At 67.7% G+C, this 22,830-nt stretch carries 20 protein-coding genes and 5 pseudogenes; 8 read left to right on the forward strand and 17 right to left on the reverse strand.

Features of this window, described 5'->3' with window-relative positions:
* Nucleotides 1–108 precede the first annotated feature (108 nt).
* From AMYAL_RS0132015 to AMYAL_RS0132030, 4 genes and pseudogenes are all read left to right on the forward strand, one after another.
* Entirely contained in the window at nucleotides 109–390 is a 282-nt protein-coding gene (locus AMYAL_RS0132015) for a multiubiquitin domain-containing protein (RefSeq protein ID WP_020635372.1), read from the forward strand.
* Complete coding sequence (locus AMYAL_RS0132020) at nucleotides 387–773, forward strand: hypothetical protein (protein WP_020635373.1); 387 nt, start codon at nucleotides 387–389, stop codon at nucleotides 771–773. The genes AMYAL_RS0132015 and AMYAL_RS0132020 overlap by 4 nt, the downstream gene beginning before the upstream one ends.
* Nucleotides 755–2,119 carry a ThiF family adenylyltransferase gene (locus tag AMYAL_RS46550; protein WP_039794477.1) on the forward strand — a complete coding sequence of 455 codons (1,365 nt, stop codon included), beginning with the start codon at nucleotides 755–757 and terminating at the stop codon, nucleotides 2,117–2,119. Before AMYAL_RS0132020 ends, AMYAL_RS46550 begins: the two co-directional genes overlap by 19 nt.
* 425 nt (nucleotides 2,120–2,544) lie before the next feature.
* Nucleotides 2,545–2,871, forward strand: a pseudogene (locus tag AMYAL_RS0132030) (hypothetical protein); the annotation flags it as partial.
* Nucleotides 2,872–3,791: 920 nt separating this feature from the next.
* Here AMYAL_RS0132030 and AMYAL_RS0132035 read toward each other — a convergent pair.
* Nucleotides 3,792–4,034 (reverse strand): hypothetical protein, encoded by a 243-nt coding sequence (locus AMYAL_RS0132035; RefSeq protein ID WP_020635376.1) that lies wholly within the window; start codon nucleotides 4,032–4,034, stop codon nucleotides 3,792–3,794.
* Nucleotides 4,035–4,117: 83 nt separating this feature from the next.
* On the opposite strand from AMYAL_RS0132035, the pseudogene AMYAL_RS48665 reads away from it, so the two are divergent.
* Nucleotides 4,118–4,533 (forward strand): annotated as a pseudogene (locus tag AMYAL_RS48665) (carotenoid oxygenase family protein).
* A gap of 88 nt (nucleotides 4,534–4,621) precedes the next feature.
* Here AMYAL_RS48665 and soxR read toward each other — a convergent pair.
* The 4 genes and pseudogenes from soxR to AMYAL_RS46555 form a co-directional block, all read right to left on the reverse strand.
* A complete protein-coding gene (soxR, locus tag AMYAL_RS0132045; RefSeq protein WP_020635378.1) occupies nucleotides 4,622–5,131 on the reverse strand; it encodes a redox-sensitive transcriptional activator SoxR in 510 nt (169 codons plus the stop codon).
* Between the two features lie 19 nt (nucleotides 5,132–5,150).
* Entirely contained in the window at nucleotides 5,151–6,581 is a 1,431-nt protein-coding gene (locus AMYAL_RS0132050; RefSeq protein ID WP_020635379.1) for an MFS transporter, read from the reverse strand.
* 117 nt (nucleotides 6,582–6,698) lie between these two features.
* Nucleotides 6,699–7,044: pseudogene (locus AMYAL_RS50985) on the reverse strand (chemotaxis protein CheB).
* Nucleotides 7,014–7,847 (reverse strand): hypothetical protein, encoded by an 834-nt coding sequence (locus AMYAL_RS46555; RefSeq protein ID WP_157358225.1) that lies wholly within the window; start codon nucleotides 7,845–7,847, stop codon nucleotides 7,014–7,016. Before AMYAL_RS46555 ends, AMYAL_RS50985 begins: the two are co-directional and overlap by 31 nt.
* Here AMYAL_RS46555 and AMYAL_RS51125 point away from each other — a divergent pair.
* Both AMYAL_RS51125 and AMYAL_RS50495 read left to right on the forward strand, forming a co-directional pair.
* Nucleotides 7,823–7,936 (forward strand): annotated as a pseudogene (locus AMYAL_RS51125) (type I glyceraldehyde-3-phosphate dehydrogenase); the annotation flags it as partial. The gene AMYAL_RS46555 and the pseudogene AMYAL_RS51125 sit on opposite strands and share 25 nt — an antisense overlap.
* A gap of 192 nt (nucleotides 7,937–8,128) precedes the next feature.
* Nucleotides 8,129–8,551, forward strand: coding sequence for a transposase (locus tag AMYAL_RS50495; RefSeq protein WP_245193177.1), 423 nt, complete (start codon nucleotides 8,129–8,131; stop codon nucleotides 8,549–8,551).
* On the opposite strand, the gene AMYAL_RS0132060 is transcribed toward AMYAL_RS50495, so the two are convergent.
* The 4 genes from AMYAL_RS0132060 to AMYAL_RS0132075 all read right to left on the reverse strand — a co-directional run bounded on the left by AMYAL_RS0132060 (nucleotide 8,503) and on the right by AMYAL_RS0132075 (nucleotide 11,710).
* On the reverse strand, nucleotides 8,503–9,144 hold the full coding sequence (locus AMYAL_RS0132060; RefSeq protein ID WP_051137576.1) for a class F sortase: 642 nt from the start codon (nucleotides 9,142–9,144) through the stop codon (nucleotides 8,503–8,505). The genes AMYAL_RS50495 and AMYAL_RS0132060 overlap by 49 nt on opposite strands.
* Nucleotides 9,145–9,152: 8 nt before the next feature.
* Nucleotides 9,153–9,446, reverse strand: coding sequence for a hypothetical protein (locus tag AMYAL_RS0132065; RefSeq protein ID WP_020635382.1), 294 nt, complete (start codon nucleotides 9,444–9,446; stop codon nucleotides 9,153–9,155).
* Nucleotides 9,447–10,179: 733 nt separating this feature from the next.
* Entirely contained in the window at nucleotides 10,180–11,361 is a 1,182-nt protein-coding gene (locus tag AMYAL_RS0132070; protein WP_143267857.1) for a hypothetical protein, read from the reverse strand.
* 46 nt (nucleotides 11,362–11,407) lie between these two features.
* Entirely contained in the window at nucleotides 11,408–11,710 is a 303-nt protein-coding gene (locus AMYAL_RS0132075; RefSeq protein ID WP_020635384.1) for a hypothetical protein, read from the reverse strand.
* A 350-nt stretch (nucleotides 11,711–12,060) separates the two neighbouring features.
* Between AMYAL_RS0132075 and AMYAL_RS0132080 the strand changes: the two genes are divergently transcribed.
* On the forward strand, nucleotides 12,061–13,101 hold the full coding sequence (locus AMYAL_RS0132080) for a zinc-dependent alcohol dehydrogenase family protein (RefSeq protein ID WP_020635385.1): 1,041 nt from the start codon (nucleotides 12,061–12,063) through the stop codon (nucleotides 13,099–13,101).
* Nucleotides 13,102–13,155: 54 nt separating this feature from the next.
* On the opposite strand, the gene AMYAL_RS46560 is transcribed toward AMYAL_RS0132080, so the two are convergent.
* The 8 genes and pseudogenes from AMYAL_RS46560 to AMYAL_RS0132120 form a co-directional block, all read right to left on the reverse strand.
* Complete coding sequence (locus tag AMYAL_RS46560; protein ID WP_020635386.1) at nucleotides 13,156–13,728, reverse strand: CBS domain-containing protein; 573 nt, start codon at nucleotides 13,726–13,728, stop codon at nucleotides 13,156–13,158.
* 49 nt (nucleotides 13,729–13,777) lie between these two features.
* A complete protein-coding gene (locus AMYAL_RS0132090) occupies nucleotides 13,778–15,370 on the reverse strand; it encodes an ABC transporter permease (RefSeq protein ID WP_020635387.1) in 1,593 nt (530 codons plus the stop codon).
* A pseudogene (locus tag AMYAL_RS46565) lies at nucleotides 15,370–16,273 on the reverse strand (ABC transporter ATP-binding protein). Before AMYAL_RS46565 ends, AMYAL_RS0132090 begins: the two are co-directional and overlap by 1 nt.
* Entirely contained in the window at nucleotides 16,270–18,510 is a 2,241-nt protein-coding gene (gene ppsA / locus AMYAL_RS0132100) for a phosphoenolpyruvate synthase (RefSeq protein ID WP_020635389.1), read from the reverse strand. The pseudogene AMYAL_RS46565 and the gene ppsA overlap by 4 nt, the downstream one beginning before the upstream one ends.
* A gap of 300 nt (nucleotides 18,511–18,810) precedes the next feature.
* On the reverse strand, nucleotides 18,811–21,114 hold the full coding sequence (locus AMYAL_RS0132105) for a heavy metal translocating P-type ATPase (RefSeq protein WP_020635390.1): 2,304 nt from the start codon (nucleotides 21,112–21,114) through the stop codon (nucleotides 18,811–18,813).
* Complete coding sequence (locus AMYAL_RS0132110; protein WP_020635391.1) at nucleotides 21,081–21,698, reverse strand: CBS domain-containing protein; 618 nt, start codon at nucleotides 21,696–21,698, stop codon at nucleotides 21,081–21,083. The genes AMYAL_RS0132105 and AMYAL_RS0132110 overlap by 34 nt, the downstream gene beginning before the upstream one ends.
* Nucleotides 21,695–21,880, reverse strand: coding sequence for a hypothetical protein (locus AMYAL_RS0132115; RefSeq protein WP_020635392.1), 186 nt, complete (start codon nucleotides 21,878–21,880; stop codon nucleotides 21,695–21,697). The genes AMYAL_RS0132110 and AMYAL_RS0132115 overlap by 4 nt, the downstream gene beginning before the upstream one ends.
* On the reverse strand, nucleotides 21,877–22,821 hold the full coding sequence (locus tag AMYAL_RS0132120; RefSeq protein ID WP_051137577.1) for a universal stress protein: 945 nt from the start codon (nucleotides 22,819–22,821) through the stop codon (nucleotides 21,877–21,879). Before AMYAL_RS0132120 ends, AMYAL_RS0132115 begins: the two co-directional genes overlap by 4 nt.
* Nucleotides 22,822–22,830 lie beyond the last annotated feature (9 nt).

Here is a 22,830-nt window from a genome sequence, read left to right on the forward strand (position 1 = left end):
ACTTATGCTATCGTCCATTCGTAGGTGCTCGACATGTCGAACACCGCCTAAAGATAGGCACACCTTGCCCCCGAAGGTGCGTAACCCCGACCCAAGGAGCAACCCAACATGTCCACAACCACTGAGCCCGAGCCCGCTGCCGACCGACACGGACGGCCTCCCGCCCGGATCGCGGTCACGGTCAACAACGACCCCGTCGAACTTCCTGCCCACCGGATGACTGGAGCGGAGATCAAGGCCGCGGCTGTCGAACAGGGCGCCGACCTTCAGACTGACTTCCAGTTGTCTGTGAAGAAGGGCAAGCACTATGACGTCGTCGGGGACGACGAGGTCATCTCCGTTCACAAAGGGCAGGAGTTCATCGCCGTCGCCGCGGACGACAACTCGTGACCGAGCCGACCAACGCGGTGGATACCGCGGTCGCCGCCGTCCGGGACCACTTCGCCGAGAGCCAGGTCGAGGTCATCCCGGACGGCGCCGGCGGTGCCACAGTCATCGTTGACCACGTCGACCCCGGAAACCGCTACACACCCAGGACGACGTGGCTCGGCTTCCACATCAGCGCCGCCTACCCCCGAGCCGACGTCTACCCGCACTACATCGGCTGTGTCGCCCGGATCGATGGGCAGCCCCATGGACCCGCCGTCCAAACGCTCGACTGGAACGGAAGACAGGCCCTGCAGCTATCGCGCCGCTCCAACGGCTGGAACCCGGCAGTGGACAACGCGGCACTCAAAGCCGAGAAGGTGATCAAGTGGTTCACCACACAGTGAATCCGCCCGCCCCAGGCTGGAACCTCACCCTTTCACCCCAACTCTGGAGCGACCTGCAGCGACACCTGTTCCGACCAGATGACGACGAGCACGGCGCCGTCATCCTCGCCGGCCGCACCGACGGCCCCCGCGGCCCCAGACTGCTCGCCCGGGAACTCATCCTCGCCACAGACGGCGTCGACTACATCGAAGGCACCACCGGCTACCGAGCCCTCAAGCCGGAGTTCGTTCGCGACGCAGCCCTGCGGGCCCGCGACGAGAAGCTCAACTACCTCGCGGTCCACAATCACTTCGGCACGACGACCGTCAGCTTCTCCCCGGTCGACCTCGCCAGCCACGAACGCGGCTACCCCGCACTCCGGAAGATAACCCGCCAGACCGTCGGCGGACTGGTCCTTACTTCCCGCGCAGCGGCCGGAGACCTCTGGCTTCCAGACGGAACACGCGCCCCGTTAACCGAGGTCGTCATCCCCGGCGGAAACCTGATCCGACTCACTCCCTCGCCAGCATCCGCCACCTTGAGCGACCCATGCCATGATCGCCAAGCCCGCCTGTTCGGGGACCGCGGACAACAAGCTTTCCGGAAGATGCGGGTCGCCGTGGTCGGCCTCGGCGGAGTCGGCAGCCTTGTCGTCGAGCTGCTCGCGCGGCTCGGCGTTGGCCATCTCGTCCTAGTCGATCATGACACCGTCGACGAGACGAACCTTCCACGGCTCGTCGCAGCCGACCAGGGCGACATCGGAAGCAACAAAATCGAGCTCGCCGCCCGCAACGCACAACGCGCCAACCCCGCGATCGATCTCACGGTCATCCCCGAGCAGGTTCAACACCCTGAGGCACTGCGAGCAGTCGCGGCCACCGACTGGATCTTCCTCGCCGCCGACACCGACGCTGCTCGGCACTGGATCAATCAGACCGTCCACCAATACCTCGTTCCGGCCACCCAAGCAGGCGTGAAAATCCCGGTCGACACCGCCGGGAAGGTCGGCCGGATCCACGTAGCCGTCCGGCAACTCATCCCAGCAGGCAGCTGCATGTGGTGCGACGGCCTCATTAACCCGACCGCGCTGGCGCTGGACATGCTCCCAGGCAAGATCCAAGAGCGAGCCCGCTACGTCGACGAGATCCCAGCACCCAGCGTGATCGCCCTCAACAGTCTCGCCGCAGGCGAAGCGGTGAACCACTTCATGCTCGCCGTCACCAACTTTCACACCGATGACGACGAACACTCCTTCCTGCACTTCCCGCGCAGCGGACAGCGCGCCTACCAAAAAGCCCGCCGCGACCCGACATGCCCCACATGCTCCAGCCTCGGCCGCATCGCACGCGGTGACACCCCTTCCTAAGCCTTGCTTTCCCCTCGCAATGCTCCGACAGGGGCGACAGAGGTCGTGACTGGGTGTGACACTGTGCCGTTTCATCACTCCCCCAATCTGACTGAAGAGAGCGCGATGAGCGTCAGTCAACGGGCGAAGGATCTCCGGCATACGAGCTTCGAAACGCATCGAACCACGCCGGACCACCAACAACCTCGAACCTCTCGCCCGGCACCGCTCACCCAATCTAGCGATAGCGCACCCTGGCGACGGGTGCCACGATAAATAGGTCCCGCGATCTTTGCTCGCTGACGAGCTGACCACACGCGAGCCGAAAGTTATCGTCCTGTAACTTTCTCGGACGGTCCAGAAACGGCCCAGAGATCCAATGTGGACGTTCGCGACCGCGAACACAGCAGATGAAGGACGCATCCAGGCTAGGCCCAATGCCCAACTTCGCTGAGTGCGACAGCATCCCCAATGCCGAACACTGGCGCGTGGCCGTCTGGGAAGCCCAAGAATTGCAGCACGCGATCATGGGATATTTGCCGGGTTACGCCACGCCGCGGATCGTCTGCGATGTCCCGTACGTGGGCAAGCGTTGGGTCCACCAACTCGCCGAATATGACCGTGAGCTGGGCATTTCCTACTGGACCAAGAACTACCGCACCGGGATCGAACACGAGGACCCCGAAGCCTTGCAGCGCCGCTACCCGTACTACGACCCGATCGCCACCCTGCCCGAAGCCGGCCAGAAATGGTGGGCCAACCAGCCCCGTTAACTTCTATATGTACCTAGATGAAACCGGTGGCCCCAAACGCTGTTTGGGGCCACCGACAACGGTTGGCAGCAGACCCATCGGACAGCGTCTCGAGCGTTGAGATACTGACGGACCTAGACAGGAAAGCCCGGCCTGCACGATGGCCGAGTGGATCGATTTAAGACACATCTCACACTGAACCGAGAACTCTGACCAGCACAGACATCGCCAGCATGCGCTGACGTCAACGCCCAACCGGTCGCAGGGACCCCGTCGGGCAGGTGCCGGGAAGGCCATCGAGGGACATCCACCTGACGCGGACGTCGCCGCTGCCGAGTCTCCAGTTTCGACCACCCAGAGCAGGTGGGCATCGCGTGCGGCCGATCACGAAAGGCCCAAGCGCAGGCGGAGAGATCCACAGTGGACGGTCCCACGGCTAGACGCCAGACAACTATTTTATAAATCGAATGAATCCCTCGAGAACCATACGCGTTCTATTTATGCCGCTATTTACCGAGACATTCTGATTTGCACAGAAGTTCAGGGTACCTCTTCTTCGCTTGCGATTTCGTGGTCCAATGGTGCACGGCTTCGTGTGTACTTCGACGTGTGCGGCACATCGAATACCCCGCGTAACCGTTCGCGGGTGGGGTCTGTCTCGGTCACGAGGCCGCCTAGTGCCTCATCAAGAAACGTTGACGTCGTGACCGTGTCGCGTGGACATCCGGGCTGGTGGTCGCGAGGCTGGGCGTGGAGGTGCCGTCCGGCACGTCGTTCGCGGTCACACTCTATTGCCGGCAGGGTGGTTCATAGGCGAGCGGCTGAAGTTTGTTCCCACTGTGCGCGTGCGCTGGGCCTGCGCCCGAAGGGCAACGACGTAGCGATCGGGGCTGGACACGAGCGATGATCCGGGCCGGATCGGCACCCGGCGTAGGAGCGGGTCACTTCGGCGAGGTGGGATCGCCGGCGAGGGCCTTCAACCCGCGAATGACCGTTTCGGCACTGGGAGCTCGCTCGGGAGCGACGAAATGCTGCATCATCACGCTGGCGATGAGGGCGAACTGAACGGCGCCGGCCGCGTCGGCGTCGGTGCGCGACAGGCGTTCGCCGAAGACCTTCCGGGCTTCATCCTGGGCATCCGCCAGCCGTTCGCGGATGTCCGGGAACCGGATGGCCTGGGTCATGCTTTCGAGGACGGCGGTCCACAGGTCGCGCTGCTCGGTGCTGGACCGCCGATCTCACGCTCGACCGGGTCGCGCGAACGCTGTTGCACGACCGCCCGCAGGACTTCCCGCGCCTGAACAGCCGTTTCAGCGGCAAATCCTACCGCTTCGACTACTCGGCGGCGGCCGAGCTCTACGCCGCACCGAGCACCACCGAGCCGGACCGCGCTGACGAGGGCTTCAGCAGCGCTCTCCTCAAACACGACCTCCTGACCGGTACCACGAAACACACGAGTTCAGCCGTGACGCGAGCGCGGGCGAGACCGTGTTCGTCCCGGCGCGTGGGACGGACGCTGAAGATGACGGCTACAACCTGGTGTACGTCCACAACCCCGATCGGGGCGCGGCGGACCTGGTGATCCTGGCCGCCCAAGACTTCGCGGGCGAACCCCTCGCCAGGGTTCATCTGCCCGCACGCGTCCCACTGGGATCGCACGGAAGCTGGATTCCCGTTGCGTGATCCGGTGACCGAATGTGAGAGATATCCGTCATCAGGGTCTCACTCTCACCCTGTCAATGAGGGGCTGTCGTCCGTGCTGTCGCTGGCTTCACGCGTCAGGTCTTGGCTCATCGTGCGAATGGGCCGCGACGTCGCCGGCAATGGGGACGCTGGGCTGCTGGAGCCGCACCGGTCCGGGGCCACGCCCCTGGAGGGCGTCGTCGGGGTTGAGGAGCAGGCATGCCTTCATCGACAGGCAGCCGCAGCCGATACAACCGGTGAGTTCGTGTTCGAGCGACTCGATGGCGCGGCGGCGTTCCTCCAGTTGTTTCTTCCAGCGCCGGGAGACCCGTTGCCAGTCACGATGGGTGGGGGCGCGATCGACGGGGAGGCCAGTGAAAACTGCGGCGACGTCCGACAGCGGAATGTGGAGGCGCTTCGCCACCAGGATCAAGGAGATCCGCCGGAGCATGTGCCGGGAGAAGATCCGCTGATTGCTGCCGGTGCGTTCGCTGAAGATCAGGCCCTTGCGTTCGTAGAAGTGCAGGGCGGAGGCGGGCACACCGGTCCGGTGGATGACCTCACCGATCGTGAGATGGTCCTCGGGACTGGTGCGCACGATCCCCGCTCCTCGTTCGTCAGATGGCGCGGCGGGTCGTCGCCGCGCGGCTGTGAATCAGGACGACCACGATGATCGCCAAGGCGAGGCAGAGCAGACCGACGCCGAGCTGGGTCAGCTGCCATGACCAGGTGAAGGCGTCCAGTTCCGAGGCCTCGGTTCCCTCGGTGAGGCGTCCGGCGCCGACCTTGGCGGCGCGGGCCGGATCGTCTAGCCGCGCCGTGAGGAGACCGACGATGGAGGCACTGTACGCGGCGATCACGAGAGCCTCGGCCGCTCCTCGCAGGGTGTTGAGGAAGCCGGCCGCCATACCGACGGCGTCGGCGGGGACGAGGGCCATGGCCTGGCCGTCGGTGATGCCGAAGGACGCACCCATGCCGACCCCGATCATCACCAACGGTGCCGCGACGGCCACGACCGCGTCATCGGCGTTCAACGTCACCAGCCACAGGTTCCCGGCCACGACCAGCACCAGGGCGATCACGATCAGCAGCCGGGCCGGAACACCCTTGTTCACCAGCGCCACCGCGACCATGGGCATGATCAGCACCGGGGCGGTCAGCAACAGCATCGTCACCCCCGAGGCGGCGGGAGAGAGCCCCGCCGCCGCCTGCAAGTAGGTGGGCAGGAAGACCAGGACGCCGAGGAACCCGACGGAGGTGGTCAAGGTCGCCAGGCTCCACCCCAGGAAACCACGATTGGCGACCAGTTCGGGCGCCAGTACCGGAGCCGCGCTGCGCCGCTGAACGACACCGAAGACGACCAGCACAACCAAACCGGCGATCCCGGTGCCCAGGATGACCGGGTGGGACCAGCCGAGTGACGGTGCCTCCAGAAGCGCGAACATCAGCAGTGCCAGCGCGGCGACGAACAAGACACTGCCCGCCCAGTCCGCCCGGTCGGCGTCGGTCGCGCGGGACTCGCGGGCGCGGGTCCCGCCCAAGGCGACCAGCAAGCCGATGACCGTGAAGACCGCGAAGCTTTCCCTCCAACCGGTGGCACTGATCAGCAATCCCGACAGGGTGGGGCCGACGGCGATACCGACCCCGGCCATGGTGCCCATCAAGGCGAAGGCGCGGTTACGGGCCGCGCCGTTGTAGCTGGAGGCGAGGAGGGCACCACCGGCCGCCATGATCCCGGCGCCGCCGACACCGGAGACGACACGGGCGATGTCGGTGACGAGGATCACCGGGCTCAGCGCCGTCCCGAGGAACCCGGCCGCGAAGACCAGGGCCGAGACGACGAACACCCGTCGTCGGCCGATCCGGTCGGCGGTCGATCCCGTGATGAGTGTCATGGCGGCGAAGGCCAGGTTGTACCCGGCGACGACCCAGTTCAACGGGGAGCCGGAGGTGTCGAGATCACGGCCGATGCTCGGCAGTGCCACCGCGGTCCCCGAGATGGACATCGCGACCAGGACGACGCCGACGAGGACCACCGGAAGTGTCATCGGAGACGGTCGATCCTCCGGAGCAGGACGCGGAGAGAGAGTTGTGGTCGTGCTGTTCGCCATAGCTGTTCGCTTTCTTTTTCTTGAGGTCGACAGCGAGCAGCTCATCAGCTCAACCTAAGTGGAGGTCAAATGTGCTGGTGAACGGTCCTGGACCACTGCGAGGCCGCCGCGGTCGACGATCGAACGCAACCCTGCCGCGCCGTCGTCGAGTAAACCGGAGAGAACCACCCCGATGACCCGCGGCCACGGCGGCGGAACGGAAAGTGGCGTTGACCGCCGGGCGATGGCCGCTCTCGATCGGACCCCGGCTGAGCATCACGGCCTCACCGTCGATGAGCAGGTCGTGATCGGGCGGTGCGATGTGGAGCATGCCGCTGGTCAGTGGGGCACCGCGCTTGGCGGCTACCGCGTCGAGCGGACCCGCCCTGCTCAGAATCTGGTGCCCTGGGTGGTAGTCCAGCGCCCGGCTACGGGCATCGCGGCCCGGCGAGCGTTGACGACCTGGGACAGATCAGCTCCGGCTCTGATGGCGGCGGCCTTTCCGGCACCGAACCTCGAGTTCTGGTCGTACTCGGTCATCGAGTCGAACAGCGCACGCGGATGGTTGTCGAGATTGGATTCGCGCCACTGTTCGCGGGTCACTGGAGTCATCGTGCAGTCGCACCGCGGATGCCGCGGGGAACCTTGGGAGCACCGGTAAAGGCGTCCCGCCAGGACGATGCAGCGGTCGCACGCAGGGAGCCGGACGACGTGTTCGTACCCGGCCATGCGGGTGTCGGCGATTAGCTGAACGTGGGTCGCGGTGCGCCCGGCGTCCGTGATCTCCGTGGCCATATAGGTCAGTGCTCGCCGCAGCCCGATCAACAGGGCGTCGGTGGTGGACATGCCCGCGCCGATGTCGGCGAGCAGTCGGACGAACAGCAGGTCCTCCAGCGATACCAGCGGAAGTCCGGTCGTCGTCGCCCCGGCGAACGCGGGCGGGATGACGGCGGGCGGTTTCGAGAGAGCAGGTTCGTCGGCCAGGACGTCGGCGACGTAGGGGGTGGCGAGTGCGACGGCGTTGATCTGCCCGGTGCTGATCGCGGAGACCAGCACCGGGGCGACCTTGGCGGCGAAGGTGGGCCGCAGGCCCTCCGGGTCCAGGCCGCGCCACGCGCGCTGCACCTGCTCGACCTCTCGCCGGACGATCGCTTGCGTGGAGTCGAGGTGATCGATCCCCGGTGTCGGAGCGAAGGACGGGCATCCTGCGCTACTCCGTGGCACCCATCGTGTCCCGCGACAGCATCGGCGACCCCGCGTCGTGCATCTTCGACGCACCTCTAACGAGAAATCGTGGACGCCGGGCCTGCGTCCGCACACGCTTCAGGATTCGATGTCTGCGAGCAGGGCGGCTGGGTCCCGCACCTGGTCGGCTCGCCCGGCCCCGACGGGGTCTGGGTGCTGTCCGACGGTGTGGCGGACGAGCCAACCTGCCGTTTAGAACACGCCGAAGACCCTGACCTCGCGCTGAACGTGTGGCACGAGCCCCCGGTGCGTGACGGCGGGTGGGGAGACGCAGCTGCGCCGGCTTGGCGGCAACTCCCACAAAAACCCGCCTGTACCGGGCGTTTCGGGAGCTGGGGCGTGTCATCAGGACGATCACGCTGCTGCGTTTTGCGGACGCGCAACTGCGGGATCAGATCCCCGCGATCACCAACGAGGCCGAGGCGTTCCACGGTTTCTCCGCCTGGCTGTTCTTCGGCCGCGAGACAATCGCTCCAAGGCCCGATCGGAGTGTCCAGGTGTCGGGGTCCGAGACCGGCGGCAGATACTCGGCGGTGGTCGACGACGAGCTGCGCCTTCCTTGGCCACCGCCGGCAAACGTCGGTGCGATTGAGGCCGCGCGAGCAGGCAGCTCCGATGGACCGGGACGGAGCACCTACTGCCCTTGCTGGAGAGCTGCGAAGACGATGATGTTGTCGCGATAGCTGCGCACCGTGCGATCGAAGCTGCCACCGCAGGTGATGAGCCGGAGCTGCGGATCGCTCGTATCGCCGTATACGGCGTCAGTGGGAAACTCGTCCTTGTCGACCTGCATGACCCGAGTGACGACGAAGGTGAGTACCAGCCCGTCCGCCCGTGAGATGACGACGTGGTCGCCTGCTTGCATCTCTTTGAGCCGGCAGAAGATCCCCGGTTGTTTGTTCCCGTCGACGTGACCGGCGATCACGGCCGGTCCGATCTCGCCGGGCGACACACCCTCCGAGAACCACCCGGCCTGCATCGGCCGGCTCACCGGGGGCACCTGCAGGGTGTTGTCCTTGTTGAGTCCGAGAGGCACCAACGTGGACTTCGCCCTGATCTTGGGGAGTTCGATGAGGACCGGATCTGAGCGTGGCACGGCTGTGGCAGTGGGAGAAGCGCTCGCCGTTTGCGGAGGAGCCGATGTGGTCGTGCCACCAGGTGCGGCCTGTTCTCGTCCGCCCGCCAGGACGAAGGTCAGCCCGGCCAGGACAGCGAGCAGGACACTCGTCAGGAGCAGAAGTCCTTGATGATTGCGGGCCCAGCCGGGCTTTCCCATCTTGCTTCCTATCCGACCGCGGTGCCGCCACCGCCGGTCTCGACTCCGCCGGAGGGGACCTTCGGTTTGGTCGTGGTCTTGGACGTCGTCGGCGGCGCCGTCGGCGATGTCGACGACGGCTTGGTCGTCGTGGTGGGCGAGGTGGGGCCGGTGGGCTTGGTGGTCGTCTTGGTCGGCCCAGTGGTGGTCGGGGTGGTAGGTGTCGGAGGCTGGGCGGCTTCGACCGGCACGGCGATCAGCAATCCGCCGGCGAGTGTGGCGGCAGCAACGGCACAAGCGGTCATGACGGAAGGTTTCTGCATTGATCAGACCTCGTTTCGTTTGACACTTTTATGTGAGTCGGCTACGTATCCGGTCCATTTCACTTTGTCCTGCAGGGGATCGAGGGAGAAGAGACGAAGGTCCCGCCCTCCTGGGCCCAGCCCCTTGACGAGATGCTTACGGCGGAAAACGACAATCGATCGCACCCAGAACGCCTTCACAATGAGCGGCACCGGCTGGATCCTCGCTGGTGTCGAGATCATGGCCCATCGGCGTGGCGAGGCCTGATGGACGCTTACCGGCGGTTGCCTCCGCCGCCGGCGCTTTCTCCGTCCATCGTTCCACTGATCGCGGTATGCCCATTTCCGCTCCATTCCGAAGATGACCGCATGGGGCAGGACACGCCGACTCGGGTCAAGCAGGTTTCGGGTCGGGTTCGAGTACCGCCTCGATCAGTGTCTGCCAAGCGGCTGAAGCGGAAAGTAGCCGCGCAGGTGGGCGATGATGCCTGGGGAGACGAGCACGATGCCGAGATCAGCCCGCTTCCTGGCACGCCGGGCTTGAACTGGTCTGCGTCGAGTCTCGACGCAGATCTTGACGCTTGGTGGAATTCGGGCGGGGAACTCCTGGTGCCGGTCTTCATTCCGCGTTTGGTGTCTTGCCGAACAGAGTCCGGGCGACCTGGTTTACCTCGGGTGTCAGGCCGGCGAGAGGTGAAGGCGGTAGATCTCGCGACGGTGGTTCTCGCGTTACCCGGTGTTGTTGATCATCCGGTCACCGCCACAGAACGGCCAGCGGCCGCTGGTCCGCTCGATACCAGCTGCCGATGATCACGCCCGCCTCGTTGATACCCAGTGTCGTGGACCCGGCACCGCCGGCCAGTACCGGCAGTCTCGTGATCGCACCGCGCCGGTCCCAGCTGACCGCGTTCTGCCGGTCGGCCTGAGTCGCTTGGCCGCTGACCACACCCGCGCCGTTGATATCGGTGGTCAGGTCATCGCTGCCGCCGGGCAGTGTGTCGAGCACGGTGAGCCCGCCACGCCGATCCCAGCTCACCGCGCGGGTGTAGGGCACACCGACCGACGCGCCGACGGTGGTGCCGGCGGCGTTGTGTGCGGTGGCCATACCGCTGTCATGACCGGTCATCGGCCGCAACTCGGTGATCGCCCCGGACCGGTCCCATCGCACCGCCGTCATCAGAATTCCTACAATCGCGCGTCCGATGACGACTCCGTCGTCCCCGATCGCGAGTGCCCAGCTGGCGGTCTGCCCGGCCAGGCCGGCGAGCTCGACGATACGGTTCGCGCGATCCCAGCGCACAGCGTGCGGACGGCCGTCGGCGGCGATGGAGAAACCGGCAACGGTCCCGGAGTCGTTGATTCCGTAGGGCACGCTCTCCCAGCCACCAGGCAGAACGCCTAGATCATGGATCTGGCCGTGGTCATCCCACCGCACGGCGTGTGTGGTCGTATCGGCCGCGGTCGCGTACCCGACGACCGTGTCGTCTTCCGCGAGCGCGGTCGGAACGCTGCTCGACGAGACAGGCGGCGCACCGTTCAAAGAAGCCAGCCTGCTCACCGTTCCCGACGCAGACCACCGCACAGCGCGCGGAGCCCCAGAGCCGTCGTAGTAGCCGACACTCGTTCCCCGATCGTTGACCGCGACGGCGCGGGTGTCGCGTCCGTCGATCGCTCCCAGGTCGGTGATTCGAGCCGATCTGTCCCATCTGGCGGCGTGCGCCGCCCCCGCAGCAGGAGTCGCGCTGCCGACCACAACGTCGTGATCATTGATGTCGTAGGGCCAGCTCTCACCCCCGCTGCCCAGGCCCTCGAGTTCGACCAGCCTCAGCGGCCGCGCCGTGACCGCCGACGTGGTTACCGCCGAGGAACCGAGCCAGAGCCCAGCCACCGCCATCAGTGCCATTCCGGAACGGATCAGGTGTGCAGACGAAGGCATGACTTCCCTCCCATACAGTGAATTCCACGCTGGAGTACTGGCGCGCTCAGCCTTCGGACAAGTCGGCTTCCGGTGGGTAAACCCAGGTCAGGCCCAGCGACCCCAGGCCGCGGCTCACCAGATCCTGCCGAACTTGATGCGCGGTGCATCCGCCGTAGACCAGATGCGTCAGCCGCATCCCCTCAGGGCCGGGGGCGGGCTCGGCAATCAAGCTGAGCACGCCGTCACCACACCGATGGTGTTCGACCCGCTCATGCGGACCGGCGTACTCCGCCTCGATCATGTCCTCGTATCCGCTGCGTCCGTTCTCGGACAGAGTCGCGTACAGCTCATCGACCAGAACCTTCACCTGTGGTGCGTGATCCCGGTGATGGGTGACCAGGTTGCTCCGCCGCCAACTGCCTTCGTCATGAGATCTCCAAGACACGGGCTCCCCCTCCGTCTCGCGACACACCATTTACCTTGCAGGCAAACGTGATACGGGGATTCCGCCACGCCTCAGGTTCGCGTCCGGTCTCCACCTCCGCTTCCGTCAGCCGGACGACCTCGGCGTTCGGAAACTCTCACCAACGCTAGGTCCGCACCGGCGGCGCCGGATGCGGTCCGAAGTCTCGGAGCGCCGGGGCCTTCGGCACTGTGGCGGCCGTCCGGATCGGGGAGACGCTCACAGGCGCAATTCCCGTTGTGGAGGAGGAAGACATGAAGGCGCTGGTTTACGACGGCCCGGGACGGAAAGCCTGGGTGGACCGGCCGGAACCGGCACTCGCCGCTCCGACCGACGCGATCGTCCGCGTGGACGCGGTCACCATCTGCGGCACCGACCTGCACATCCTCAAGGGCGACGTCCCGGCCGTGAACAACGGCCGGATCCTCGGGCACGAAGCCGTCGGGACGGTCACCGAGGTCGGCCAGGCCGTGACGGCGGTCAAGCCGGGCGACCGCGTGCTCATTTCGTGCATCACCGCCTGCGGGAGATGCGAGTACTGCCGGAAAGGGGTCTACGGCCAGTGCCTCGGCGGTGGCGGCTGGATCCTCGGTCACCGGATCGACGGCGTCCAGGCGGAGTTCGTCCGCGTGCCGTTCGCCGACACCTCGACCTACGTCCTGCCGAAGGGGATCGCCGATGAGGCGGCTCTGATGCTCGCCGACATCATGCCGACGTCGTACGAAGTCGGCGCCCGCAACGGGCGGGTCGGGCCCGGTGACTGCGTGGCCATCGTCGGCGCCGGGCCGATCGGGCTCGCCGCGATCACCGCCGCCCAGTTGTTCGGCCCGAGTTCGGTCGTGGTCATCGACAAGGAACCCAGCCGTCTCGCCGCGGCGAAGACGTTCGGTGCGGACGTCGTCCTGCAGCCCGGAGAGGATCCCGCGACGGTCATCGCGGAACTCACCGGCGGCCTGGGCGCGGACGTCGCCATCGAGGCTGTCGGGATACCGGAGACCTTCGAACTGTGCACCAGGCTCGTCCGGCCGGGAGGCCATGTCGCCAACGTCGGAGTCCACGGCGCGCCGGCGACGCTGCACCTCGAGGATCTCTGGATCCGCGACATCACTATCACCACCGGCCTGGTGGACACGTCGAGCACGCCGATGCTCCTGCGCATGCTCGCGGCGGGACGGCTCGACACGAGCCGGTTCATCACACATCGGTTCGGCCTCCAGGAGATGGAGGAGGCCTATGACGTCTTCGCTCGTCCCCAGGACAGCGACGCACTCAAGGTCGCTCTCTTCCGCAACTGAACAAGACGAATCCGCCTCTCTGTCCACTGTGGGCAGAGAGGCGGATTCGTCGTCTCAGGCGCGTCGTTTCAGGGAGTCGAGCACGCCTGTGCCGACCGGCTCCTCGATGGGGAGATGCCCGTCATCCAGTCCCGCGGTCAGCCGCTCGGGGACGTCCACCACGCCGTCCAGTCTGCGGATGAGCGCGACGATCACCGGGATCATGCTCGTTCGTTCCACCTCGCCGCCGACGGTCACGACACCGTTGTGCATTACCACCGAGACGGTGTTCGGATCGAGAGACATCGACCGCAGGAGCACGCCGGTACGCACCTCTTCGTTCAACTCGGTGTCGGTTCGCAGGAAGCCGCGCAGCAGATCGGACCTGCCGACGATGCCGACCAGTCTCGCCTCGTCGTCGACGACCGGAAGCCGGTGCACTCGGTGGTCTTCCATCAATCTCGCCGCCTCGGTGACTCCGGCGTCCTGCTCGACGGTCACCGCGGGCCGACTTATCAGCTCGCCCGCGCTGGTTCCCTGGACCTTGCGCCGCAACTTCGGCCGGAACTTCAGGAACGAGTGCTCGGATTCCCGCGTGAGCAGGTCCTTTGGGGAGACGACTCCCAGGACGCGGCCTTCGTCATCCACCAACCGTCCGGACTCGACGACGATTGTTCATTGAGACTCCTTTCCGAAATCAGGAAGTTCCGATGTCCCTGCGGCGGAATCCCGCCATCCCCAGCGCGGTCAGCCCGGCGGCGAGCAGAACGAGCCAGGGAAGCGCGGTGATCCCGGCCGTCGAGCCGGGAAGGCTCGGCAGGTGAGTGAACGGCGAAAGATTCAGGATCGCTTGGGGAACGCCGAAGACCACGCCGAACTCGCCGACGACGACGATCGCGGCCAGTACCGCCCACACCGCTCCGAGCCGCCGCGGCAGCAAGCCGAACAAGGCACAGGCCAGCCCCGCGAGCACCCAGACCGCCGGCAACTGGACCAGGGCCGCCGCCGTCAAGCGGCCGATGTCGGCGCCTGGCCGTCCGGTCTGCAGGCCGGACGAGAGCCCTGCACCCAGCCCCGCCGCGGCCAGGGGAATCGCGCTCCCGGCCACAGCCAGCAGGACGTAACCGGCGAGAAGGCGGGTACGCGTCACCGGGGTCGCGAGTAGCTGCTCGACGTGTAGAGCCTGCTCCTCGTTGTGCAGGCGCACCACGACCGACATCGCGTACACGGCGGCGATGACGCCCGAGATGCCCAGCTCGGCGGCGAAGAAGGCGTCCGTCAGTGCCTGCTGCCCGCCCAGCGCGGTGATCAGTCGCTCGGCCTTCGGGTTGTCCAGGAAACGGCCGATGCCGTTCGCGAGGTTTCCGAGCACCAGTCCCAGCACCAGGTAGACCGAGGTCCACGCGAGCAGTGTCGAGCGATTCAGTCGCCACAGCAGGCCGCCGGTCCCGCGCAGACTCCGGCCCGCTCGGGCGGGGCCGGGCCGTTCGGCCAGCACCCCGGCGCCCATGTCCCGCCGGTCGCCGAGCCGGACGGCGACCAGCGCGAGTTGCAGGGTGACCGCCACCGAGATCAGCGCCACCCACCAGCGTTCGCCGGCGAACGGGCGGATTTGCTGCACCCAGCCGATCGGAGAGAACCACGACAGCCATTCCGGCCCCGAATCCCCCACCGCCCGCACGAGATAGGTGACACCGAGAACCGAGGCGGCGCCGCCGGTCGCCAGCCGTGCGGTCCGGCTGAGCTGCGCGGTGACCGCGGCGATCGCCCCGAACACCCAGCCCGCCATCGTCCAGCCCAGGCCCAGCGCGAGAGACCCGGCCACCGGCAATCCCGCGACGATGAGACCCACGGCGGTGAGGACCCCGATCGCCAGGCTCGTCGTCGCGGCGACGACCAGGCCGGCCGCGAGTGCGGCGTGCCTGCCGAGCGCTCCGGCGCCGATCAATTCCAGCCTGCCGGATTCCTCCTCCGCGCGGGTGTGCCGAACCACGGTGAAGATCATCAGCAGCGCTACCAGCGCGGCACCGAAACCGGTCAGCTTCAGCACCGCGGCCGCTCCGAGCGAGGATGGATCGTAAATGCGGCCGTAGAAGGCGACCAGCGCGGGAACCGCGTTGACCCCTTCGGCGAACACGGTCCGTTCCCGTTCCGATGGGTACAGGTCGGCGGTGGCGGCCGCCGCCCCCGCCGTCGTCACGACACAGGCGAGCGTCCACAGTGGAATACGGACGCGGTCGCGGTGGAAGGCGAGACGGATGAGCTCCCCTGTTCCGCTCAGAGTGCCCATCACTGAACCTCCACCGGTTCCGGCGTCTTCCGGTAGTGGCGCAGGAAAAGCTCCTCCAGCGTCGGGGCCTGGCTCGTCAGGCTCCGGACACCACAGCGGCCGAGCGCGCAGAGCACGGCGTCGAGACCGGCGTTGTCGACCGTCATCCGGACCGTGTCCCGGTCCTGGCTGAAGTCGTGGACACCCGTCAGCGACGACAGGCCGGCCGAAGGAGCGGTGAGCCGCGCGGTGAGCGAGGTCCGGGTCAGATGCCTGAGCTCGTCGAGGCTTCCGGTGTCCACCGTCCGTCCGCCCTTGATGATGCTGACGCGGTCGGACAACGCCTCCGCCTCGGAGAGGATGTGGCTGGACAGCAGTACCGTCCGGCCGCGGGCACGTTCCTCCCGGATGCAGTCGCGGAAGACGTCCTCCATCAGGGGATCGAGACCCGCGGTCGGTTCGTCCAGCAGGAGCAGTTCGGCGTCCGACGCCAGTGCCGCGACGACCGCGACCTTCTGCCGGTTGCCCTTGGAGTAAGCGCGGCCCTTGCGGGTCGGGTCGAGGTCGAAGAGTTCGAGGTAGCGCTCACGCCGTCGCATGTCGATTCCGCCGCGAAGCCTGCCGAGCAGATCGATCACCTCGCCGCCGGTGAGCGTCGGCCACAACGACACCTCGCCGGGCACGTAGGCCAGCCTGCGGTGCAACGACACGGCGTCACGCCAGGGATCGCCGCCCAGCAACCGGATCTCGCCACCGTCCGCCCGCAGCAGGCCCAGCAGCAACCGCAGGGTCGTCGTCTTGCCCGCCCCCGTTCGGGCCGAGGAAACCGTGCACCTCGCCGGTGGTCACCGTCAGATCCAGCCCGTCCAGTGCCTTGACGCGGCCGAACGTCTTGCGCAGGCCGCGGATCTCGATCGCGTTCATCGCGCACCGTCCAGGAGCACTCGGCGCTCGGCCGCCGCGATCGCGGACCGCGCGGTGTCGATCACGTCCGGGTTCACCGAGATCGACGTGATCCCGAACCGCACGAGGTGTTCGGCGAACCCCGGCTTGGACGACGGCGCCTGACCGCACAGCGACGAGGTGAGGCCGAGGTTTCGTGCCGTGGTGACGATCTCGTCGATGGTGGCGAGTACGGCCGGGTCTGCTTCGTCGAACAGTTCCGCGCAGACGGCGGAATCGCGGTCGACGCCCAGGACCAGCTGGGTCAGGTCGTTGCTGCCGATGGAGACGCCGTCGATGCCGAGGCCCGCGTACTCGGGGAGCCAGTGCACCACCGAGGGGACTTCGGCCATGATCCAGCGGTGCAGTCCGCGCTGCCTGCCGAGCGGGCTCGCGTCGACGAGTTCGAGGCAGGCCTCCAGTTCCCATTTGGTGCGGACGAACGGGATCATCAGGTGCAGGTTCGGTGTCTGCTCCCGGACCAGGGCCAGGGTCCGCAGTTCGAGGTCGAACAGGTCCTGTTCCCGTACATAGCGGAAGCAGCCTCGATAGCCGATCATCGGATTGCTCTCCACCGGCTCGTAGGCCTCGCCGCCCGCCAGCCCGCGGAACTCGTTGCTCCGCAGATCGGTCGCCCGGTACACGACCGGGCGGGAGCCGAACGGCTTGGTGATCTTCAGCAACGACTCGGTCATCGCGTCCACAAAGGATTCTTCCTCGCCCTTCGCGATGAGGTCGCGGGGATGCCGCCCGCCGAGCGCCTCGGTCAGCAAGAACTCCGCCCGGAGCAGGCCGACGCCGTCCACCTGCTGCGCGGCCACCTCCTCGGCGTGGTCCGGCATGGCGAGGTTGACGTACAACCTGGTGCCGATCGCCTCCGGCGCCGCGGTCGTCACCACGGGCTCGGCACGAGCAGGCGCCTGAACGAGACCGGCCCGCACCTCGCCGGCCGTGCCGTCGACGGTGACCTGACCGCGCCCCGCGAGAACCCGGGTCGCGTCACCGGTGCCGACGACGCACGGGACCCGCAGTTCACGCGCCACGACGGCGGCGTGACAGGTCATCCCGCCGCCGTCGGTCACCAACGCGGACGCCCGGCGGATGGCGGGGACCCAGTCGGGGTTGGTCATCGGCGCGACGAGTACCTCGCCGTCACGCAGTTGCCCGCCTTCTGCCGGGTCGTGCAGCACCCGCACCGTTCCGCCACCGAGGCCCGGCGAGGCCGCCAGACCGGTCACCAGCACATCCGGCGGCCGCTCCCGGTCGAGCGGAAGAGTCGTGACGGGCCGGGACTGGACTATCCAGATCTCCTTGCCCACCAAAGCGAACTCGATGTCCTGCGGACAGCCGTAGTGATCCTCTACTCGGGTGGCCAGCCGTGCCAGCTCAAGGACCATCGTGTCGTCGAGCACACGGCGCCCCGCGGCCTGCGGGGTCAAAGCGACCTTGACGTCTCCCCCGCCCACCTCCGCGATGATCTTGTGGCTCTTGCTGCCGACCCGTGCCGAGAGCAGCCGCAGGCCCTCCTTCGACACCAGGTACGTGTCGGGTTCGACGGAGCCCGACACGATCGCCTCGCCCTGCCCGTACACCGCCTCGATCACGACCCGGTCCCGATCACCCGAGCGTGGGTCCGCGGTGAAGATGACGCCGGCGCGGTCGGCGGGGATCATCCGTTGCGCCACCACCGCGATCGCGGGTTCACCGGTGAAGCCGCGGCTCGCCCGGTAGCCGATCACTCGGGGCGAGAACAACGACGCCCAGCAGTCCACGATCCGCTCGCGGACGGCGTCGTCGCCCCAGACGTTGGTGAAACTCGCGTTCATCCCGGCGAAAGAGGCCTCCGCGCCGTCCTCTCCTGTCGCCGAGGATCGCACCGCGATCGGCAGGTCCTGACCGAGCCCGTGATACGCGGAGATCACTTCCGCGAGGATCTTCCCGGTCATCCCGGCCCGGTGGATCAGCCCGCGCAGCAGATCGCACAGCGCGGCGAGCCGCTCCGGATCGTCCGCCGCCGTGATGGCCTCGGCATGCAGCTCGGCCACCTCGTGGCGGACTCCGGCTTCCTCCAGGGACGCCAGATACGCCTCGCGCAGGATGACGAACCCTGGCGGGACCTCGAACCCGGCCGCGATCAGTTCACCGAGGTTGGCTCCCTTGCCGCCGGCAGATTCCGCGTCGGCGAGGTCGACAGCCGACAAGTCGCGCACGTAGCTCATGGGTTCCCTCCGGACGGTTGTTTCCCTGAGCCATGCTCGCCGGAAGTACTCCTCGCCCTCTGCCGTCCAAGGTCCCGGTCCGACGGGACTTCGTCCCCCGCCGGGTCACGTCAGCGCCTGAGATGGGCCGATTCGCTGGTGACGCCTTCGATATCCGACACCGACGAGTCCGGCCTTGTCCCGGGTTAACGTCCCGGTGCGTCCCAGGGGAAGGGACTGCGGGTCGTGAGTGGCGATTCGGGTTCTAACCCGAATCGCCACTCACGACCCGGAACTCGCGCGCGAGGTGCCGCCGCTCGGTCACCTCAAGGTGAAATAGGCTTCTTCCTCCTGCGCGAAATGCAGGGTCAGGATCGCGTCCAGGCCATAGAGCGTCGCCCGCAGATCGTCGATCTGGTCGGCTTGGATCCCGTCCGGCGCCTCGTCCAGGTGCCGCCGCAATCGGCGCACGAGCCGCTCGATCTCGGCGTGTTCCAGGCTCATCGTCATGGTTCCTTCGGGGCCGCCCAGAACCTCGGCCAGCGCCGGGTAGAGCTGCTCTTCCTCGGCCAGTTCGTGAGGCAGCAGCCGGTCTTCGAGCAACCGGTACGCGTGCCGGACAGCGTCTTCGACTCCTGGGCCGCCGCCCTCCGCCAGGGCGTCTGCAGCCCGGCGGACAGCGGAACGGGCCGGAAGCAGCGCTTCGTGCTCGCCCTCGAACCTCCGCAACAAGCTGTCCGGCGCGCGACGGCGCCTCGACGACAACGGAGCGGCCAGGGACCGCAGTGCGTTTCCGATCACGGCGATGTCGATCCCCTCCTGGACGAGGGCGCCGAGGACGGGTACGAGCCAGCCACCGGCCGCCGCGAGCATGGCCAGCACCGACAGGCCGGTACCGATTCCCGCGCTCTGGGCCGCGAGGCGTTTCGTCCGGCGGGCGATGTCCACGGCGTCGGCGAGCCGGTCGATGCGATCGTCGACGATCACCGCGTCGGCGGCCTGCGCCGCGGCGGTCGAGCCGCGCGACCCCAGGGCGATCCCGACACTCGCCGCCGCGAGGGCGGGGGCGTCGTTGACCCCGTCGCCGACCATGGCGGTCACCGCGCGTTCGTTTTCGGCGCGGACGAAGGCGATCTTGTCCGCGGGATCGCATCCCGCACGTACTCCGTCGAGTCCGAGCAGAGCGGCCACCTCCGCCGCGTTGTCGACGCGGTCACCGGTGAGGAGCACGATGTTCGCGATGCCTGCCGCGCGCAGCCGCCGGATCGTGCGGACCGCGTCCGGCCGTAGCTTGTCGCGTACGAGGAAGGCGGCGACGGGATGGCCGTTCTCCCGCGCCCAGAACACGGTCGCGAGGTCGAGCCGCCCCCTTCGCACCGCACTACGCGCCCAGGCGGGCAAGTCGCCCTCCGGCAGCCTTCCGATCCGGACGGACTTCCCGTCCACTTCACCTTCGACTCCTTGGCCGGGAGTCTCCGTCGCCGCGCGGGCCGCCGCGGGCTTGACACCGGCAGCGCGGGCGGCCCTCACCACCGCGCCCGCGAGCACATGCGGCGAGTAGGCCTCGACGCCGGCGGCCAGCGCGAGTACACGCTCCGGTGTATCGCCTGGGGCGCACATCACGGCGATCACCTCGGGACGTCCGGCGGTCACCGTGCCGGTCTTGTCCATCGCCAAGATCCTTACGCGACCGAGAAGTTCGAGTGCGGCCCCGTCTTTGACCACGACCCCCGAACGCGACGTCCGTGACATGCCGCCGGTGATCGCGACGGGTACGGCGAGCAGGAGCGGGCAGGGCGTCGCGGTGACGAGTACCGCGACCGCACGGCCAGGGTCTCCGCTGAACGCCCACGCCAGGCCGGCGATGGCCAGTGCGGCGGGCAGGAACCAGACGGCGACCCGGTCCGCGAGCCTGGCGATCGGCGCGGTGCCTGAGGCCGCCTGCTCCGCGAGCCGGACGATACCGGCGTAGGTGCTGGCTTCAGCGGAAGCGGTGACCACCAGGTCGACGGCCGGGCCGGCGTTCACCACGCCGCTGCGCACGGCCTCGCCCGTCCTCAGGACCGGTTCCGCCTCGCCCGTCAAGGCCGACTCGTCGAATGTCCCCTCCCCCTGCACCATCCCGTCCACCGGCACCACCTCACCGGACAGGACGACCACGCGGTCGCCCGAGCGCACGTCGCCGACCGGAACCGTGTCCACCGGCGCGTCGTCGGTGTCGCCGCGGCGGAGATGGGCCGACGTCGGTGCCCTGGCCAGCAAAGCGGACAGATCCCGGCCCGCCCGGCGCTCGGCCGCGGCTTCCAGCACACGGCCGGTCGCGATCATCGTGGCGATGATCGCCCCGGCGAGGTACTCCCCGACCGCGACGGCACCGACGAGCGCGAGTATCGCGAGCTGATCGGCGCCCCAGCGACCCGCCCGCAGGTCGGCGAGCACCCAGACCGTGGCGGGGACGACCATCAGGACCGTGGCGGCGGCCCACAACACCGCGGCCGGCGCCGGTCCCGAGAGCCTGGCGAGCCCGCCCGCGGCGAGCAACGCCGTCACCCCGCCGAGGAGCAGGGCCTCCTTGGACGGGCGCCCCCGGATCACCCGGCCGGCCTGTTCGCCTCGTCGTCCCACGTGTACTCCACCCGGTCGATGACGTCCACGACTCCGGCCACCCGGCGGATCAACGCGTCGAGGAGGACGGACTGGCTCCGGCGTTCGACCGTTCCCGTCAAGGTGACGATGCCGTCGGTGACCTGAGCGCGGACCTGGCCTCGAGACGGTCGCCGGATCAACACCAAGAGGTCTTGATCGACTTCTCCACGGATGTCCGCGTCGGTGCGGACGAGAGCCCGGACCAGGTCGGCCCGGCTGACGATTCCGCTGAGTTTCCCGTAGCGATCCACCACGGGCAGTCGCTTCACCCGGTGCCCCACCATCAGCCTCGCGGCCTCCTGCAGAGGCTTGTCCGCTTCGACCGTCACCGCGGGAGCCGTCATCACGTCCTCGGCCGCCCGCACGACAGATGCACCTTCGGCCTGCTTCAGCAACAAGTCCGCCTCGGACACGACACCCACGACATCACGATCGTGATCGACGACCGGAACGGCGCTGATGCCCCGGCCGGCCAGGATCCTCGTGATGTCGGCGATCGGCGTGGACTTGCGGACCGAGTGGACGCCTAGGGTCATGACGTCGCCGACCGTGGTTCCGGTCACGACGGCACTTCCTCGTCTTCCTCGGCGGGCTCCTCCTGCTTGTGCTCGCGGTAGGACTCGGCGGCGAAGTACCGCCTCATCGCGGCTTCGGCGAGCTCGGCCGAAGACCGTGAAGATCCCGAGCCCGCGGCTATCGCCTGACGCGCCTCTCGTGCGGCGCGGGCGCTTTCGACGTCGTTCATGCCCCATCTCCTTCCAGCAAAAGCGATTCCGCTGTCCCGGCGGCGCCGAGAAGCACGACATCGGACCGGACGACGGCGACCGGGCAGGGTGCGCGGCCGGTCAGGTCCTGGCTCACTGATCCGAAAAGCAGTCCCGTGAACGCGTTCCGGCCCCGGGTGCCGACGACTATCAGGACGGCCCGTTCGCCGTACTCTTTGAGCACCTTGGCCGGTCTTCCCCGGACCACGAGACAGTCGAAGGGGACGCCGGGGAACCAGTCCGCGACCGTCGCCACCTTCGTCTCCAGCGCCTGCCGCTCGGCGTCCTGCACGGTCACGGAGTCGGCGAGGTTCAGGTCACTCCAGGTCCGGAGCACGGTCACCGACGTCCCCAGTCGCGCCGCCTCCTCGAAGGCGAAGCGCACGGCGAACGCCGAGGCCTGCCAACTGTCGACACCCACCACGACCGGCCCGGACCGCGAACGCGCGCCGCGGACGACCACCAGCGGGCACCGCCCGTGGACCGCCACGGCGAGGGCGGACGAACCCAGCACCAACCGGCCGACGCCGTCCAGACCACGAGTACCGACGGCGAGCACGAGTGCGTGTTTCGATTCGTCGATCAGCACCGGCCGAGGATCACCTTCCCGCACCTCGGTCTCGATCTCCAGACTCGGAGCGACCGCCCATGCCGCCAGCTTCGCCAGCCGAAGCCGCTTCACGGCGGTCTCGCGTAGGGCCTCACGCACTTCCGCGGCGGTGACTTCGAGATTCGGGTAGTCGTCCCCGGTCGAAAAATAGGCGTGGACAAGCCTCAGTGAGGTTTCTCGCCGCACCGCCTCTCCGGCCGCCCAGCGCACCGCCTCCGTCGCCGACTCCGAGCCGTCGACGCCGACGACCACCGGCTTGGTCCCACCCCAACGTCCGGACACGGTGACCGCCCGCCCTTCCTCTCGGCTCATCCCAGGTTG

Source organism: Amycolatopsis alba DSM 44262, assembly GCF_000384215.1.
Taxonomy (GTDB): domain Bacteria; phylum Actinomycetota; class Actinomycetes; order Mycobacteriales; family Pseudonocardiaceae; genus Amycolatopsis; species Amycolatopsis alba.